The organism is Vreelandella subterranea (genome assembly GCF_900111305.1).
Taxonomy (GTDB): domain Bacteria; phylum Pseudomonadota; class Gammaproteobacteria; order Pseudomonadales; family Halomonadaceae; genus Vreelandella; species Vreelandella subterranea.
In genome coordinates this window covers 108,587-121,612 of record NZ_FOGS01000004.1, presented here as the reverse complement: position 1 = coordinate 121,612, position 13,026 = coordinate 108,587, and the positions used below count along the sequence as shown (strand labels likewise).

The window sequence follows — 13,026 nt, the reverse complement described above, 5'->3', positions numbered from 1 at the left end:
GCTCATCTGAATAACACTGAGGTGAGGTGGTAACCATGGCACGTAAACTGGAAAACTTGTTTGCAAGAGAGAGCCTATTGGTTATTGATACAGCGTGATGAACAACGTCGTTGCACTAGCCAGATATACTCTAACAAGTCCGTCAGTCTGACCTAGGAGAGGAGAAGGAAGGATGAGCAATGTTGATCTTGAAGCGACCTATCGTGATTACATCACCTGCCTCAATAGACAGGACTGGACGAACCTTGGCCAGTTCGTGCATGAAGATGTGCATCACAACGGCAAGCCTCTCGGGCTTGACGGCTATCGCGCCATGCTAGAAGTCGACTACGAGCAGATACCTGATCTTCACTTCAACATTGAGCTGTTGATCGCTGATCCGCCGCATATCGCGTGCAGGCTGCGATTCGATGTCGCGCCTAAAGGCAACTTCCTGGGTTTACCTATCAATGGGCAAAACGTGACGTTTTGCGAGAACGTGTTCTACCTCTTCCACGACCAAAAGATTCGTGAGGTCTGGTCGGTGATCGACAAGACTGCGATCGAGGCTCAGCTTGGTTAAATTGCCTCTCAAACCAGGCAGGGCGCTCCACAAGTTAAAGTAGTGTTTCAACAACAACTTTAACTCTTTCACGGGCCTCGCCTTGCAGCGTGTTCAGCGGCTGGGGCAAACAGGGTTGGCTGACCTTCCCGGTGAGTTCGGCGATGGTGGCGGCGACTCGTAGGCTGCCGCCGTAGTCACGGTAGAGCACCCATAACGGCTCGAGCGCTTGGGAGCGGGCCATCGCTTGCTCGGTATCGCCTGCTTGGGCGGCGCGTGTAAGTGCCAGCGCGATGTCTGGATAGAGCCCGCCGATCACCGAATACCAGGCATCGCACCCGGCGAGCAGCCCGGTGGCGGCGGCCGCGTCGCCGCTGATGCCGATGGTCACATCAGAAGGGATTAAAGCTCGCAGCCCTGCAACGCGCGCCTTGGCAGCGGTTAGGTCGTTTTGCACCGGCGGTATCTTGATCGAGCGCACCTGGGGCAGTTGGGCGATGCGCCCATGCAGTTCGTCGCTGAACTGGAAGTGGGTGGTGCCGGGGTTGTCGTACACGCAGAGCGGCACGCTCAGTGACCGGCAGACCGTCTCGTACAGGCTGAACACTTCCTCATCGGTAAGTTTTTGATACGACACCGGCGCCAGCAGCACGCCGCTTGCGCCTGCTTGCTGGGCATGTTCGGCGTTGATCAGCACATCGCGGGTGCGTAGCGCGCCAATACCGGCGATAACGGGCACCTTGGCGGCACTTTCCACGCTCAGTTTGACCACGCGGGCGCGTTCGTCACTGTTTAAATAGGCGTAATTGCCCGTCGAGCCCAGCACGCCGATGGAGTCCACCTCGGCTTCCGCCAGGCGCGTCACCAAGCGAGTAAACTCATGCTCATGGATCCCTTGTTCGTTCATGGGGGTTAGCGGAAATGCGCTCAGGCCGGTCAACATGATGAAGGCTCCTTTACTGCCCAAAGTTGATACCCAGGCGCAGCGCCTGGAGACCGTCAAATTCGACGCTGACCTCGTCAGAGAACACCGGGTGCCCCTGCACGGCCATATCCACGGTCGCTTGGGCGCCGCGGTAGGTGACGGTGATGGCGATATTGGCTGAGGTGCTGACCGGCGCCGTCAGCCCGTACGTCACGTCATCGACGCTGATGGACGACAGCCCACGATTTTCCAGCTGCTGTTCAACTTCCTGTTGTACGGCCACGCCGTAATAGACATACAGGCCAGCGTAACCCAGCGCCAGCACGATAATCAGTGAAAAGAGCTTTCCCATGTAAATTCCTCAAGAGTATGACGTTGGCATCACGCTGGCCGTCAGGGCTTTTCAGCGCCCGCCCATCTCGTCCGAGAGGTCGGGGCCGGGATGCAGGCGGCCCGGCCAGCGTAACACCATGATCGCCAGAACGTTGCGATGTTCACCTCCCGCCAGGCTCACTCGACCCGAGGGCGAAGGAATGATGTCACTGGCTGGGTCTAGTGCCGCCATCAGCCCCTCGCGCACCCGGCCCACCAGCGGGTGGTCTTCGCGGCCGGTCAGCAGGAAGGCCAACGCCACCTCGGCTTGGATGTCGGCCGTGGCTCGGTCCAGGATGTTATCCGCCTCCCGCTCCAGCGCTTCCAGCACCCAGGCGTGCACCGCCGGGTCCACCTTCCGCTGGTAGTAGCGGCTGTCAGCGATGACGAAGTGGGTCAGGCCATAGAGCCAGTTACGGTACTCGGCGTCGTCGAGCTCGGCGACTCTCTCGGGCGGATAGTGGCGCCGGAAGGCTGCCTCCACCTCTCGGCGCAGGTCCATCACGCCAAGCTGGTGCAGGAAGTAGGCATAGTTGGCCACCTGAGCGGCATAGACGTCGATTACCGCGGGGTCGGTCAGGAAGGGCTCCCAGTCGACCTCGGCGAGGTAGTCCAGCGCCCGCTGGTGGTCCTCAACGGCTGGCAACAGGTCGTGGTACTCGGCCTGGACCAGCCGGAACAGCAGCGCCCGGGCGAAGGCGATTTCCCCCCACTCACCCAGCATGGCGCGTCGGGCGCGCTGCTTGGCCGTGCGCTGCGAGTAGTCGGCAACGATCTCTTGGCTGCGGGCGGCGGCGTACCCCGGCTCTGCCAGGCCGACGATATCCACCTCGAGACGCGCCAGTAGACGCTCGCCGTAGGCATGATTGAGGGCCCGCCAGCGCTGCTCGCCCGTCAGGCGGTAGAGCCGCTGGGCAAAGTGGCGCTGCTTGTCGTCGGACAACGTCGGCAACACCTGATCGTAGACTTCCTGGATGGCCAGGCCGGTGTGGCGCTGGGCGTCACGTTCCGCTTGCGGCTCGAGGGCGGCGCAGCCGGTCAACAACAGCACCATCATCAGTGAAAAGAGTTTTCTCATGCCGAATCCTTGGTGGTGTTCGCTAGCGATAGCCCATCATTGCACAGTCAATGAGCAATTATGTACAAGCATCGGCGACATTGTCGGCATAAGCTAGGGGTGTGTTTCGAGGTGTTGGGTTTCATCAGGGGAGGTCGGCATGAGCAGCGCCAGCCGGTTTGAGTTCTTCAAGAGTCATCATGTGCCGACTCTGACGGCGCTGAAGGCGGCCATTGAGGATTTCAGCTACGACCCGCATGCACACGAAGAGTATGCCTTTGGCGTCACGCTGGCCGGGCGTCAGGATTTTTTCAGCGGCGGCCAATATCACCGTAGCCCACCGGGCAACGTGATTCTGTTCAATCCGGAAGAAGTCCACGACGGGCATTCGGGCGGCGCACAAGCGCTGGACTACCTGATGGTGTATGCCCACCCGGAACAGGTGACGCCGCTGTTCGCCGAGGTGCTTGGTCGCGAAAGCGCCGCCGGTTTCCGTTCCGATCAAACGCTGATTCAGGATGCGCCCCTGCGCCACGCCATTCTGGAACTGGCGCGTTTGGTGAGTACCCACGCCGGTAGCTGCATTGACCAGGAAAATGCGCTTTATCAGGTGGTTGAGCGAACCGTTCAGCTAGGCGGCCGTGTTCAAACCAGCCGCGTCACGCAACGCCCGGATGCCCTCCTGGACCTTGCCAAGGCGTATATCCACGCCCACCTGGAAACGGATATGTCGCTGGACGACATCAGCCAGGCCGCGCATTTATCCAAGTACCATTTTTTGCGGCTGTTTCGGCAGCACTACGGCATGACGCCCCACCAGTACGTGATTAATTGCCGGATCAATGCGGCCCGTGCGGCGCTGGATCAGGGGGCGCCGCTGAATGAGGTGGCGTTGCGGTTTGGGTTTGCCGACCTTAGCCATTTCAATCGCCGCTTCAAACGCATCTATGGCATGACACCCTATCAATATCAGCGCGATATCACGCGTTAGCCCTACCCAACTTAGAGGCTCCACCATGTTAGCAATCGTCGCCTATGCCCTGGGCGTCATGTACACCCCTGGGCCTGTGAATCTGCTCGGCCTGAATGTCGGCATCAATGGCCAGGCCAAACAGTCGGCCGGATTTTGCCTGGGCGTGGGAATGGCCATGCTTGTTTACCTGCTGGTGTTGGGTTGGGCAGGAGCTGCCTGGATCAGCGGTAACGCCCTGATCCTGGTGAGTGCGCTGGGCTGTAGCTACATTGTGTACCTGGCCGTCAAAATTGCTCGCGCCAACGCGGATTTGGACGAGCCTGACCATGCCCCGCGCCTGCTGAACTTTCGCGATGGGCTGGTGATGCAGCTGCTCAACCCCAAGGCCATCGTCGCGACCCTGCCCATTGCCACCCTTCAGTTTCCGGCGGCGGGTATTCAGGGCGTCAGCCTGGTGGTCTGGGCGCTGGGGCTATCCGCCATGGCGGCGGGCGCCCCCGGCAGCTATGTGGTCATCGGCAGCCTGGTGGGTGAGCGCATTAAAAGCACGCGGGTCGTGAAAGGCTTCAACTGGCTGATGGCGGGGCTACTGGTCGCCGTGGCGATATCGATTGGTGTTGAGCATGTGTGGGTGCCGCTCGCTGGCTAACGCTTACACCCAGGTCGAGTTTGGTCTACATTACACACGTCGTTTAAGTGAGGCGTAGATCTTGCCTTTATCGCGTTTGCCAACGGCAATGACATAAACGAACAGCTCGTCGTCAACGACTTCATAGACCAGGCGATAGCCAGCGCTGCGAAGCTTGATTTTGTAGCACGCATCAAAGCCGCTTAATTTATCAGCGGCTACTTTGGGTGATTCCAGCCTTTCCGCGAGCTTCTTTTTAAACTGGCTTTTGACTGGCCCGCCGAGCTTTTCCCATTCTTTAAGCGCTGCTGGCAAAAAGCGAAGCTTATAGGTCATCTAACGTAACCGTTACTGCCTTATCTTTATCAGCTCGGCGTTCATCCACCAATTTGGCCAGCTCATAGTCTTCCAGCATTTCCATCATGGCTTCATAGGTTTCGGCGGGGATTAAATAGGCGGCTGGCTTGTTATGGTTCAGCACGGCAATAGGTGAGCCGCTAACCCTGGCAAGCAGCGAAGATGGATTTTTCTTTAACTCAGAAATACTTACAGAAAAATCTGCTAATACCTGGTGCATACTGGCCTCCTAAAAACCCTATAAAAAGTACTTAATATAGGGTTGATATTAGCTCTTTTTTTATTCATTCGCTAGGTAAAGTCACCATTATTGACAGTGCCCTACCTCCGACACGCCCTGACGCTTTCCGCCAGTTCACTGACCAATCCGTGTACCCGCTCCACGGCGTCGTCGGGCGTAGTGGCGTGTTCGATGCAATCAACCAGTGCGGAGCCCACCACCACCGCATCGCTATAGCGGCCGATGGTCGACGCCTGCTGGGCGGTGCGAATGCCGAAGCCGACGGCGATGGGCAGCTCGGTATCTTTCCGCAGGCGCGAAACTGAGGCTTCCAGCCGTTCCGGCGTGGGGGCGTTGCCGCCGGTCACGCCCGCCACGGAGACGTAGTAGATAAACCCGGAGGCGTTCGCCAACACCCTCGGCAGGCGTTTGGCATCGGTGGTCGGGGTGGCGAGGCGGATAAAGTCGATGCCGTGCCGAAACGCGGGCTGGCAGAGTTCTTCGTCGTGTTCGGGGGGTAGATCCACCACGATCAGACCGTCGACTCCGGCATGGGCGGCATCGGTCAAGAAGCGCTCAACGCCGTAGCGGTAAATGGGATTGTAGTAACCCATAAGCACAATCGGCGTGATGCTATCCTGTTCGCGGAAGGTGCGCACCATGTCCAGCGTTTTGGCCTGGGTCTGGCCGTTGTTCAGGGCGCGCTGGGCCGCCTTTTGAATGGCGGGGCCATCGGCCATGGGGTCGCTGAACGGCATGCCCAGCTCGATGATATCCACCCCAGCCGCTGGCAACCCGTGTAGCAAGCGGCGTGAGGTGTCGGCATCCGGGTCGCCGGCGGTCAGGTAGCTGACCAGCGCCGGGCGGTCTTGCTGTTTGAGTGTGCTAAAGCAGTGCTCAAGACGCGTGGGGTTGTGCATGGTCTGATTCGCGATAGTGTTCATCGCTTTGTCCTGGATCGCGCTCATACGTTTTTCACTCCAAATTTATCGCCAAGATGGTGGGCAACGCTGGTCATGTCCTTGTCGCCACGGCCGCTCAGGTTGATCACCATCAAGTGTTCGCGGGGAAGCTGGGGCGCGCGTTTGGCGACTTCTGCCAACGCATGGGCGGTTTCCAGGGCGGGAATAATGCCTTCCTTGCGGCAGCAGATCTGGAATGCCTCCAGCGCCTCATCATCGGTGGCCGAGACATACTCGACCCGCTTCTGCTCGTGCAACCAGGCGTGCTCGGGCCCGATGCCGGGATAATCCAGCCCGGCGGAGATCGAGTGGGCATCGGTAATCTGGCCGTCTTCGTCTTGCAGCAGGTAGGTGCGGTTGCCGTGCAGTACCCCAGGGGTGCCGCCGTTCAGGCTGGCGGCGTGCAGGCCGCTTTTGACGCCCTTGCCGCCCGCTTCCACACCGACCATGTGAACGTCCGGGTCATCCAGGAACGGGTAGAACAACCCGATGGCATTGGAGCCGCCACCCACGCAGGCCACCAGTGAATCCGGCAGGCGACCATGCTTTTCCAGCATCTGGGCGCGGGTTTCATGGCCAATCACCGCCTGGAAGTCGCGCACCATGGCGGGGTACGGGTGCGGCCCGGCCACGGTGCCAATGATGTAGAAGGTGTCGTCGACGTTGGTGACCCAGTCGCGCAGGGCTTCGTTCATGGCGTCCTTTAGCGTGCCGGTCCCGGAGGTGACGGGGACGATCTCCGCACCCAGCAGTTTCATGCGGAACACGTTGGTCTGCTGGCGTTCGATATCCGTCGTGCCCATGTAGATAACACAGGGCAGCCCGAACCGCGCCGCGACCGTGGCGGTGGCGACGCCGTGCATCCCCGCGCCGGTTTCGGCGATGATGCGCTTCTTGCCCATCTGCTTGGCCAGCAGCACCTGGCCGATGCAGTTGTTGATCTTGTGCGCGCCGGTGTGGTTGAGCTCTTCGCGCTTGAGATAAATGCTCGCTCCGCCAAAGTGCTCGGTCAGCCGTTCGGCAAAGTAAAGCGGGCTGGGCCGCCCCACGTAGTCACCCTGAAAGTAAGCCAAATTACGCTGAAACTCGGGGTCGTTTTTGGCGGTGGTGTATTCGTCTTGCAGCTCCAGAATCAGCGGCATCAGCGTTTCAGCGACAAAGCGGCCGCCGAAGTTGCCAAACAGGCCGTTGGCATCGGGCAGGCTCGGGGATACGTCTACAGGTTGATTCATCACGACCTCTGAATGCGTGTTGAGTATGTGATGACGTTAAGGCAAGCGCGTGAAGATAAAAATCGATAAGATGTCATCAACATGTGAGCTGGAGTCACACATAAATGCACAATAGCCTGCCACCGCTTAGCGCCTTGCGCGCTTTTGAAGCCACTGCCCGGCTGGGCAGCGTGACCGCCGCTGCCGAAGAGCTAAGCGTTACCCATGGCGCTGTCAGCCGCCAATTAAGAAGCCTGGATGACCATTTTGGCGTGGCACTGTTTACCAAAGCGGGCCGCGGCATTGTGCTGACGCCCCACGGCGAGAAGCTGCAAAGCGGCCTGAGTGACGCCTTTGCCCAGCTGCGCAATAGTTGCGCCGCGCTCAAACGTGATGTGGAGGAAGCGCCCTTCACCCTCGCCTGCCCCGGCAGCCTGCTGGCCCGCTGGTTGATTCCCAGGCTGGACCGCCTTCACCGTGATCTGCCTGACCTCAAGCTGAAAGTGGTGGTGAGTGACACCGAGCAGCCCGGCCAACAGACGGACGCCAGCGCGACCCTGGTGTTTTCCGAGCCGCCCTGGCCCGCAGAGGTGGAGGTCGTCGAGCTTATCCCGGAGCAGATATGCGCGGTGGCGAGCCCACAACTGGCCGCGCAGTGCGACCCCGCCAACCCGGCAACGCTATTCGATAACACGCTGCTATACACCGCCTCGCGCCCTCAGGCATGGCCGCATTGGGCCAACGCCCAAGGGCTTGAACAGGCACAACTTGAAGGAGCACTAAGTAAAGGCCAGGGGTTTGAGCACCTTTACTACCTGATGGAAGCGGCCGTGGCGGGGTTGGGCGTGGCGATTGCCCCCACGCTATTGGTAGAAGACGACCTGAGGAGCGGGCGACTGGTCGCTCCCTGGGGCAGTATCGAAACACCCGCCCGCCTCTGCCTGTGGCTGCCCAGCCAAACCGACTTACTCACTCACCCTCACCGAAGCGAGCCGCTGGCGGAATGGCTTAAGGGGGAGCTTGGGAGATAAATGCGAAGGCGTTAGTGAGGCTGCGTGTTATCTGGAAGCTTGTGACTCGCTTCGGCTTTCAACCGTTCAACCAGCCAAACCCAGCGCACCGTTGTCAGAGTAGCTATAGCGGGAGTTGGGGCATCAAATGAATAGCAGCGACTCACCTTGGTAAGATCAACGCGCATAAGCTATAATCGTACGGCATTTCCGTACATATTGGTGGCGTTATGGATATTATTAGCGTTAACAAATTCAGGGACAACCTGAAAAACGTTGTAGAACAAGTGATTAACAAGCACGAACCCTTAAAAGTAACCCGTCGTGCTGGAGAAGCGTTCGTGGTGATTAGCGCCGAGGATTGGGAAAGAGAGCAAGAAACACTCTATGTTCTTCAGAACCGAAACCTCATGGAGCAAATTGCGGCGTCTCTCGATACTCATAGCCGCGGCCAAGGATACCAACCTGACAATGAGCAGATGAATGAGATCACTGGTATTTGAGGGCCGCACGTGGGAAGCCTATGAAAAAATGCGTGAAACAGATAAGAAGCTGCATAAAGCACTCTGCAAACTCTTGAAAGAAATGCTCCGCTCTGACGATCCAACGACGGGTATCGGAAAACCTGAGCCGCTCAAACATAATCTTTCTGGATTGTGGTCGAGGCGAATTTCACAAAAAGACAGGCTGATCTACAGGTTCGATGACAACGCTATTTATATTTTTGCCATCGGCGGGCACTACGATCAGCCCTGATACTATTGATTTTATAAAGAGTAATACGCTACCCCTTCCAAATGATCATTTAATAACTTCTTCAATCGACCGCTCACCGTCAAGCAACGCGAACTCCTGGTTGCTAACACTGCTTTGCAGCGCGAAGTGCAACGCATGGGCGACATTGGCGCGGGAGATTTGATTGTCACCGGCCTCGTCGATTGAGCTTGCAAACTGCTGGCTGGCCGCGTCATCCGTCAAACGCCCTGGCTTGAGAATCACGTAGGGGACGTCGCTGTTGCGCAGATGGGCATCGGCGGCGAATTTTGCGGCCATGTAGGGGCGCAGTTTTTCGGGCGCTTCCATGGGGTTTTCGGCGCGTATCGCGCTGATCATCAGGTAGCGGGAAATACCTTTCTGCTTGGCAATATCGGCGGCACGAATAGCCCCGTACAGGTCGATCAACAGGGTCTTGTCGGGCCCGGTGTGCGGCCCCGAACCGGCGGTGAAGACCACTTGGTCACAGCCTTCAAAGGCGTGCTCGAAGTCGCCTTCCAGGTCGGCAATCACGGTGTCGATGCCTCTCTCTTTGAACCACGGCACCTGCTCGTCGCTGCGAATCATCGCCTTGATGGGCGTACCTGCCTGCTGAGCCAACTCGCAGAACTGCTTGCCAATCTGTCCGTTCGCGCCAATCACTAGCGTGGTCATAGCATCTCCTTATGGTGAGCTGATAGTTCATCAGTGTAGGCACAATTGGGGTAATTCAACCGTACGCGTCTTACACCATGAACATCCGTTACGTGAGGAGAGGTGGTGGGCAAACGGCTTCACCACCTCGCCATCAGCGCGTCAGGCGCGGTTGGGGTCGGGCAGCCCGCCCTGCGCCGAGCCGTCATCGGTGGCCAGGGTCGAGCCGTGCTGACTGGTCAAGGGGCCCGCCAGCTTGCGCAGCGCCACGTAGAACACCGGCGTGAGGAACAGGCCGAACAGGGTGACGCCGATCATGCCGGCAAACACCGCGGTACCCAGCGCCGCCCGTACCTCGGCGCCCGCGCCGGTGGCAACGACCGAAGGTAACACCGCCGCCGTGAAGGCGATCGAGGTCATGATGATCGGCCGCAGCCGCAACCGACAGGCTTCCAGAGCGGCCTCCACCGTGCCCTTGCCCTGCAGTTCCAGTTCCCGGGCGAACTCCACGATCAGGATGGCGTTCTTACACGCCAGACCAATCAGCACCACCAGCCCCACCTGCACGAAGATGTTGTTATCGCCCCCGCCAAACCAGACGCCAATCAGCGCCGCGAGCATCGACATCGGCACGATCAGAATCACCGCCAGCGGCAGCGTCCAGCTCTCGTAAAGCGCCGCCAGCACCAGTAATACCAGCAGGATCGACAGCGGGAAGACCACCAGCGCCGCGTTACCCTGGGTGGATTGCTGGTAACTCAGGTCAGTCCACTCAAGCGCCATGCCCGGCGGCAGCACCACTTCAGCAAGGGCGTTGATGGTATCCATCGCCTGGGCGGAAGAGAGCACGCGGGGGTCGAACTCACCGGCTAGGTCCGCCGCCGGGTAGCCGTTGTAGCGCAATACCGGGTCGGGGCCGAAGGTCTGGCGGATATCCACCATGGTGCCGATGGGCACCATTTCGCCCTGGTCGTTACGGGTGCGCAGCCGGGCGATGTCTTCCACGCTGGCCCGATAAGGAGCGTCCGCCTGGGCGATCACCTGCCAAGTGCGGCCAAAGCGGTTGAAGTCATTCACATAGGTCGAACCCAGATAGGTCTGCAGTGTGTCGAACAGTTCGGTCAAGGGTACGCCCTGGGCCTTGGCTCTCAGACGATCCACTTCGGCATCCAGCTGCGGGACGTTGGATTGATAGCTGCTGATCGGGAATCCCATCCCCGGCGTTTGCGCAATCGCGCCCTGGAGCTGGTTCACCGCCTGCTGCAATGCCCCATAGCCAAGGTTACCGCGATCCTCGATAAACAGCTGGAAGCCAGACCCGTTGCCCAGGCCCAGAATCGGCGGCGGCATAAAGGAGAACGCAAAGCCTTCTTTCAAGCCACCAATGCCCTGGTTGATGCGGGCGTTTATCTCCGCAGCGCTGAGGCTGCGCTCACCAAAGGCGCTGAGGGTTAGAAAGGCCACCCCGGTGTTGGAGGTGTTGGTGAACTGCAGCGCGTTCAGGCCAGGAAAGGCGATGGCGTGCTCCACGCCCTCGGTCTCCATGGCGATGTCCACGACGTCCTGAAGCATCTGGTCGGTTCTCTCCAGCGACGCCCCTTCCGGCAGGATGACGCCGGCAATCAGGTAAAGCTTGTCCTGCACCGGGATAAACCCGGGCGGCACCGCCTTGAACATCACGCCAGTGCCCAGCAGCAACAGCGCATAGACCACAAACACCGCGCCACGATGCTTCAGGGAGCGAGCCACGCCGCCCTGATATTTATTGGAGCTGGCATTAAAGAAGCGGTTGAAGGGCCGAAAAATCCAGCCAAACAGCGTATCAATCACGCGGGTGAGCCGATCCTTGGGCGCGTCATGGGGCTTGAGCAGCATCGCGGCCAGCGCGGGCGACAGGGTCAGCGAGTTGATGGTGGAGATCACCGTGGAGATGGCAATCGTCACCGCAAACTGGCTATAGAATTGACCGGTCACCCCCGACAGGAAGGCCATGGGGATAAACACCGCACACAGTACCAGCCCCACCGCGATAATAGGCCCGGAGACTTCTCTCATGGCCTGATGCGCGGCGGCCTGAGGTTTTAGGCCCTCCTCGATATTCCGCTCCACGTTTTCCACCACCACGATGGCGTCGTCCACCACGATACCGATGGCCAACACCAGGCCAAACAGGGTCAGCGTGTTAATGGAGTAGCCCAGCAGGTAGAGCGCCGCGAAGGTGCCTATCACCGATACCGGCACCGCCAGCAGTGGGATAATGGAGGCACGCCAGGTCTGTAGGAACAGCGTGACGACCAGCACCACCAGCAGCACGGCTTCCAGCAGGGTGGCGATCACCGACTTTATCGAGTCATTGACGAAGATGGTGGTGTCGTAGACCGCTTCATACTCCACGCCGTCCGGGAACTGTTCGGATAGCTCGTCCATGGTGGCGATGACCTGCTCGCGAATCTCCAGCGCATTAGCCCCCGGTGCCTGGAATATCCCTACACCCACGGCGTTGTTGCCGTCCAACTGCGAGCGCAGCGTATAGTCTCCGGCGCCCATTTCTAGCCGGGCCACATCCGCAAGCCTGAGGATCTCGCCGCCCTCACCGCGCTTCAGCACGATGTCGCCAAACTCCTCCACCGTTTCCAGCCGCCCTCGGGCGTTGATCAGGGTGAGAAAGTCACTCTCTTCAATGGGTTCGGCTCCCAACTGCCCGGCGGAGGCCTGCACGTTCTGCTCTCTCATGGCGCCAACCACGTCACTGGCTGTCAGGCCGCGGGCGGCTATTCGTTCGGGATCGAGCCACGCGCGCATGGCATAGTCTCCCCCGCCGAATATCTGTGCATCCCCGATCCCTTCGAGCCGGGCCAGACGGTCGCGGACATTCAGTCGTACATAGTTGCGCAGGTAGAGGGTGTCGTACTCACCGCTGGGCGAGGTCAGGTGAACGACCATCAGAAACGTTGGCGACTGCTTCTGGGTGGTGACGCCTTGACGGCGCACGGCTTCCGGCAGCCTTGCCTCGGCCTGACTAACTCTGTTTTGCACCCGGACGGCGGCCTGCTCGGCATCGGTACCGGGGCGGAAGGTAACGGTCATCTGCAGCACGCCATCGGAGCCAGCGACGGACTTGAGATACATCATGTCCTCGACGCCATTGATGGCTTCTTCCAAGGGCGTGGCGACCGTTTCGGCGATCTCCTTCGGGTTGGCGCCGGGGTAAACCGTGCGCACCACCACGGAGGGCGGCACGACATCCGGGTACTCGCTGATCGGCAGGTTGGGAATCGAGATCAGCCCCACCGCTAGAATAATGATCGACAGCACCGCCGCAAATATCGGTCGGTCCACGAAGAAACGCGAGAAATTCATGGC

The 13,026-nt window shown here is 59.5% G+C and carries 15 protein-coding genes; 6 read left to right on the top strand and 9 right to left on the bottom strand.

The genetic code is table 11. From position 1 onward, the window contains the following. The first annotated feature begins 172 nt into the window (after window positions 1-172). Complete coding sequence (locus BMX75_RS07560) at window positions 173-562, top strand: ester cyclase (RefSeq protein WP_092826745.1); 390 nt, start codon at window positions 173-175, stop codon at window positions 560-562. 34 nt (window positions 563-596) lie between these two features. Here the strand turns inward: BMX75_RS07560 and BMX75_RS07555 are convergent, their stop codons facing one another. The 3 genes from BMX75_RS07555 to BMX75_RS07545 are packed head-to-tail and all read right to left on the bottom strand — an operon-like array spanning window position 597 to window position 2,916. Then, complete coding sequence (locus BMX75_RS07555) at window positions 597-1,484, bottom strand: dihydrodipicolinate synthase family protein (RefSeq protein WP_092826743.1); 888 nt, start codon at window positions 1,482-1,484, stop codon at window positions 597-599. Between the two features lie 13 nt (window positions 1,485-1,497). After that, entirely contained in the window at window positions 1,498-1,818 is a 321-nt protein-coding gene (locus tag BMX75_RS07550; protein WP_092826741.1) for a hypothetical protein, read from the bottom strand. Window positions 1,819-1,869: 51 nt separating this feature from the next. Beyond that, window positions 1,870-2,916, bottom strand: coding sequence for a DUF3541 domain-containing protein (locus BMX75_RS07545; protein WP_092826739.1), 1,047 nt, complete (start codon window positions 2,914-2,916; stop codon window positions 1,870-1,872). A 139-nt stretch (window positions 2,917-3,055) separates the two neighbouring features. On the opposite strand from BMX75_RS07545, the gene BMX75_RS07540 reads away from it, so the two are divergent. Together BMX75_RS07540 and BMX75_RS07535 are read left to right on the top strand one after the other, a co-directional pair. Further along, entirely contained in the window at window positions 3,056-3,886 is an 831-nt protein-coding gene (locus BMX75_RS07540; protein WP_092826737.1) for an AraC family transcriptional regulator, read from the top strand. Between the two features lie 25 nt (window positions 3,887-3,911). Beyond that, window positions 3,912-4,517, top strand: a complete 606-nt coding sequence (locus tag BMX75_RS07535) for a LysE family translocator (protein WP_092826735.1) — start codon at window positions 3,912-3,914, stop codon at window positions 4,515-4,517. A 30-nt stretch (window positions 4,518-4,547) separates the two neighbouring features. On the opposite strand, the gene BMX75_RS07530 is transcribed toward BMX75_RS07535, so the two are convergent. The 4 genes from BMX75_RS07530 to trpB form a co-directional block, all read right to left on the bottom strand. Beyond that, on the bottom strand, window positions 4,548-4,832 hold the full coding sequence (locus BMX75_RS07530) for a type II toxin-antitoxin system RelE family toxin (protein WP_092826733.1): 285 nt from the start codon (window positions 4,830-4,832) through the stop codon (window positions 4,548-4,550). After that, window positions 4,822-5,073, bottom strand: a complete 252-nt coding sequence (locus BMX75_RS07525) for a type II toxin-antitoxin system Phd/YefM family antitoxin (protein ID WP_092826731.1) — start codon at window positions 5,071-5,073, stop codon at window positions 4,822-4,824. Before BMX75_RS07525 ends, BMX75_RS07530 begins: the two co-directional genes overlap by 11 nt. Window positions 5,074-5,174: 101 nt before the next feature. Next, window positions 5,175-5,993: a tryptophan synthase subunit alpha gene (gene trpA / locus BMX75_RS07520; protein WP_092827038.1), complete on the bottom strand. Its 819-nt coding sequence runs from the start codon at window positions 5,991-5,993 to the stop codon at window positions 5,175-5,177. Window positions 5,994-6,037: 44 nt separating this feature from the next. Beyond that, window positions 6,038-7,267, bottom strand: coding sequence for a tryptophan synthase subunit beta (gene trpB, locus BMX75_RS07515; protein ID WP_092826729.1), 1,230 nt, complete (start codon window positions 7,265-7,267; stop codon window positions 6,038-6,040). Between the two features lie 104 nt (window positions 7,268-7,371). Here trpB and BMX75_RS07510 point away from each other — a divergent pair, with 104 nt between their 5' ends. The 3 genes from BMX75_RS07510 (at window position 7,372) to BMX75_RS07500 (ending at window position 9,012) form a co-directional block, all read left to right on the top strand. Continuing rightward, window positions 7,372-8,277, top strand: coding sequence for a LysR family transcriptional regulator (locus tag BMX75_RS07510; RefSeq protein WP_092826727.1), 906 nt, complete (start codon window positions 7,372-7,374; stop codon window positions 8,275-8,277). 209 nt (window positions 8,278-8,486) lie between these two features. Continuing rightward, window positions 8,487-8,759, top strand: a complete 273-nt coding sequence (locus BMX75_RS07505) for a type II toxin-antitoxin system Phd/YefM family antitoxin (RefSeq protein ID WP_092826725.1) — start codon at window positions 8,487-8,489, stop codon at window positions 8,757-8,759. Further along, a complete protein-coding gene (locus BMX75_RS07500) occupies window positions 8,740-9,012 on the top strand; it encodes a Txe/YoeB family addiction module toxin (RefSeq protein ID WP_092826723.1) in 273 nt (90 codons plus the stop codon). The genes BMX75_RS07505 and BMX75_RS07500 overlap by 20 nt, the downstream gene beginning before the upstream one ends. A gap of 45 nt (window positions 9,013-9,057) precedes the next feature. Here BMX75_RS07500 and BMX75_RS07495 read toward each other — a convergent pair whose 3' ends face one another. Then, window positions 9,058-9,684 (bottom strand): SDR family oxidoreductase, encoded by a 627-nt coding sequence (locus tag BMX75_RS07495; protein WP_092826721.1) that lies wholly within the window; start codon window positions 9,682-9,684, stop codon window positions 9,058-9,060. A 141-nt stretch (window positions 9,685-9,825) separates the two neighbouring features. Further along, window positions 9,826-13,023 (bottom strand): efflux RND transporter permease subunit, encoded by a 3,198-nt coding sequence (locus BMX75_RS07490; protein WP_092826719.1) that lies wholly within the window; start codon window positions 13,021-13,023, stop codon window positions 9,826-9,828. Between the last annotated feature and the right edge of the window lie 3 nt (window positions 13,024-13,026).

Excerpts from the sequence above, each read along its gene's own strand:
- BMX75_RS07560 (WP_092826745.1), top strand. The coding sequence starts at position 173 with ATGAGCAATGTTGATCTTGAAGCGACCTATCGTGATTACATCACCTGC.
- BMX75_RS07555 (WP_092826743.1), bottom strand. The coding sequence starts at position 1,484 with ATGTTGACCGGCCTGAGCGCATTTCCGCTAACCCCCATGAACGAACAA.
- BMX75_RS07550 (WP_092826741.1), bottom strand. The coding sequence starts at position 1,818 with ATGGGAAAGCTCTTTTCACTGATTATCGTGCTGGCGCTGGGTTACGCT.
- BMX75_RS07545 (WP_092826739.1), bottom strand. The coding sequence starts at position 2,916 with ATGAGAAAACTCTTTTCACTGATGATGGTGCTGTTGTTGACCGGCTGC.
- BMX75_RS07540 (WP_092826737.1), top strand. The coding sequence starts at position 3,056 with ATGAGCAGCGCCAGCCGGTTTGAGTTCTTCAAGAGTCATCATGTGCCG.
- BMX75_RS07535 (WP_092826735.1), top strand. The coding sequence starts at position 3,912 with ATGTTAGCAATCGTCGCCTATGCCCTGGGCGTCATGTACACCCCTGGG.
- BMX75_RS07530 (WP_092826733.1), bottom strand. The coding sequence starts at position 4,832 with ATGACCTATAAGCTTCGCTTTTTGCCAGCAGCGCTTAAAGAATGGGAA.
- BMX75_RS07525 (WP_092826731.1), bottom strand. The coding sequence starts at position 5,073 with ATGCACCAGGTATTAGCAGATTTTTCTGTAAGTATTTCTGAGTTAAAG.
- trpA (WP_092827038.1), bottom strand. The coding sequence starts at position 5,993 with ATGCACAACCCCACGCGTCTTGAGCACTGCTTTAGCACACTCAAACAG.
- trpB (WP_092826729.1), bottom strand. The coding sequence starts at position 7,267 with ATGAATCAACCTGTAGACGTATCCCCGAGCCTGCCCGATGCCAACGGC.
- BMX75_RS07510 (WP_092826727.1), top strand. The coding sequence starts at position 7,372 with ATGCACAATAGCCTGCCACCGCTTAGCGCCTTGCGCGCTTTTGAAGCC.
- BMX75_RS07505 (WP_092826725.1), top strand. The coding sequence starts at position 8,487 with ATGGATATTATTAGCGTTAACAAATTCAGGGACAACCTGAAAAACGTT.
- BMX75_RS07500 (WP_092826723.1), top strand. The coding sequence starts at position 8,740 with ATGAGATCACTGGTATTTGAGGGCCGCACGTGGGAAGCCTATGAAAAA.
- BMX75_RS07495 (WP_092826721.1), bottom strand. The coding sequence starts at position 9,684 with ATGACCACGCTAGTGATTGGCGCGAACGGACAGATTGGCAAGCAGTTC.
- BMX75_RS07490 (WP_092826719.1), bottom strand. The coding sequence starts at position 13,023 with ATGAATTTCTCGCGTTTCTTCGTGGACCGACCGATATTTGCGGCGGTG.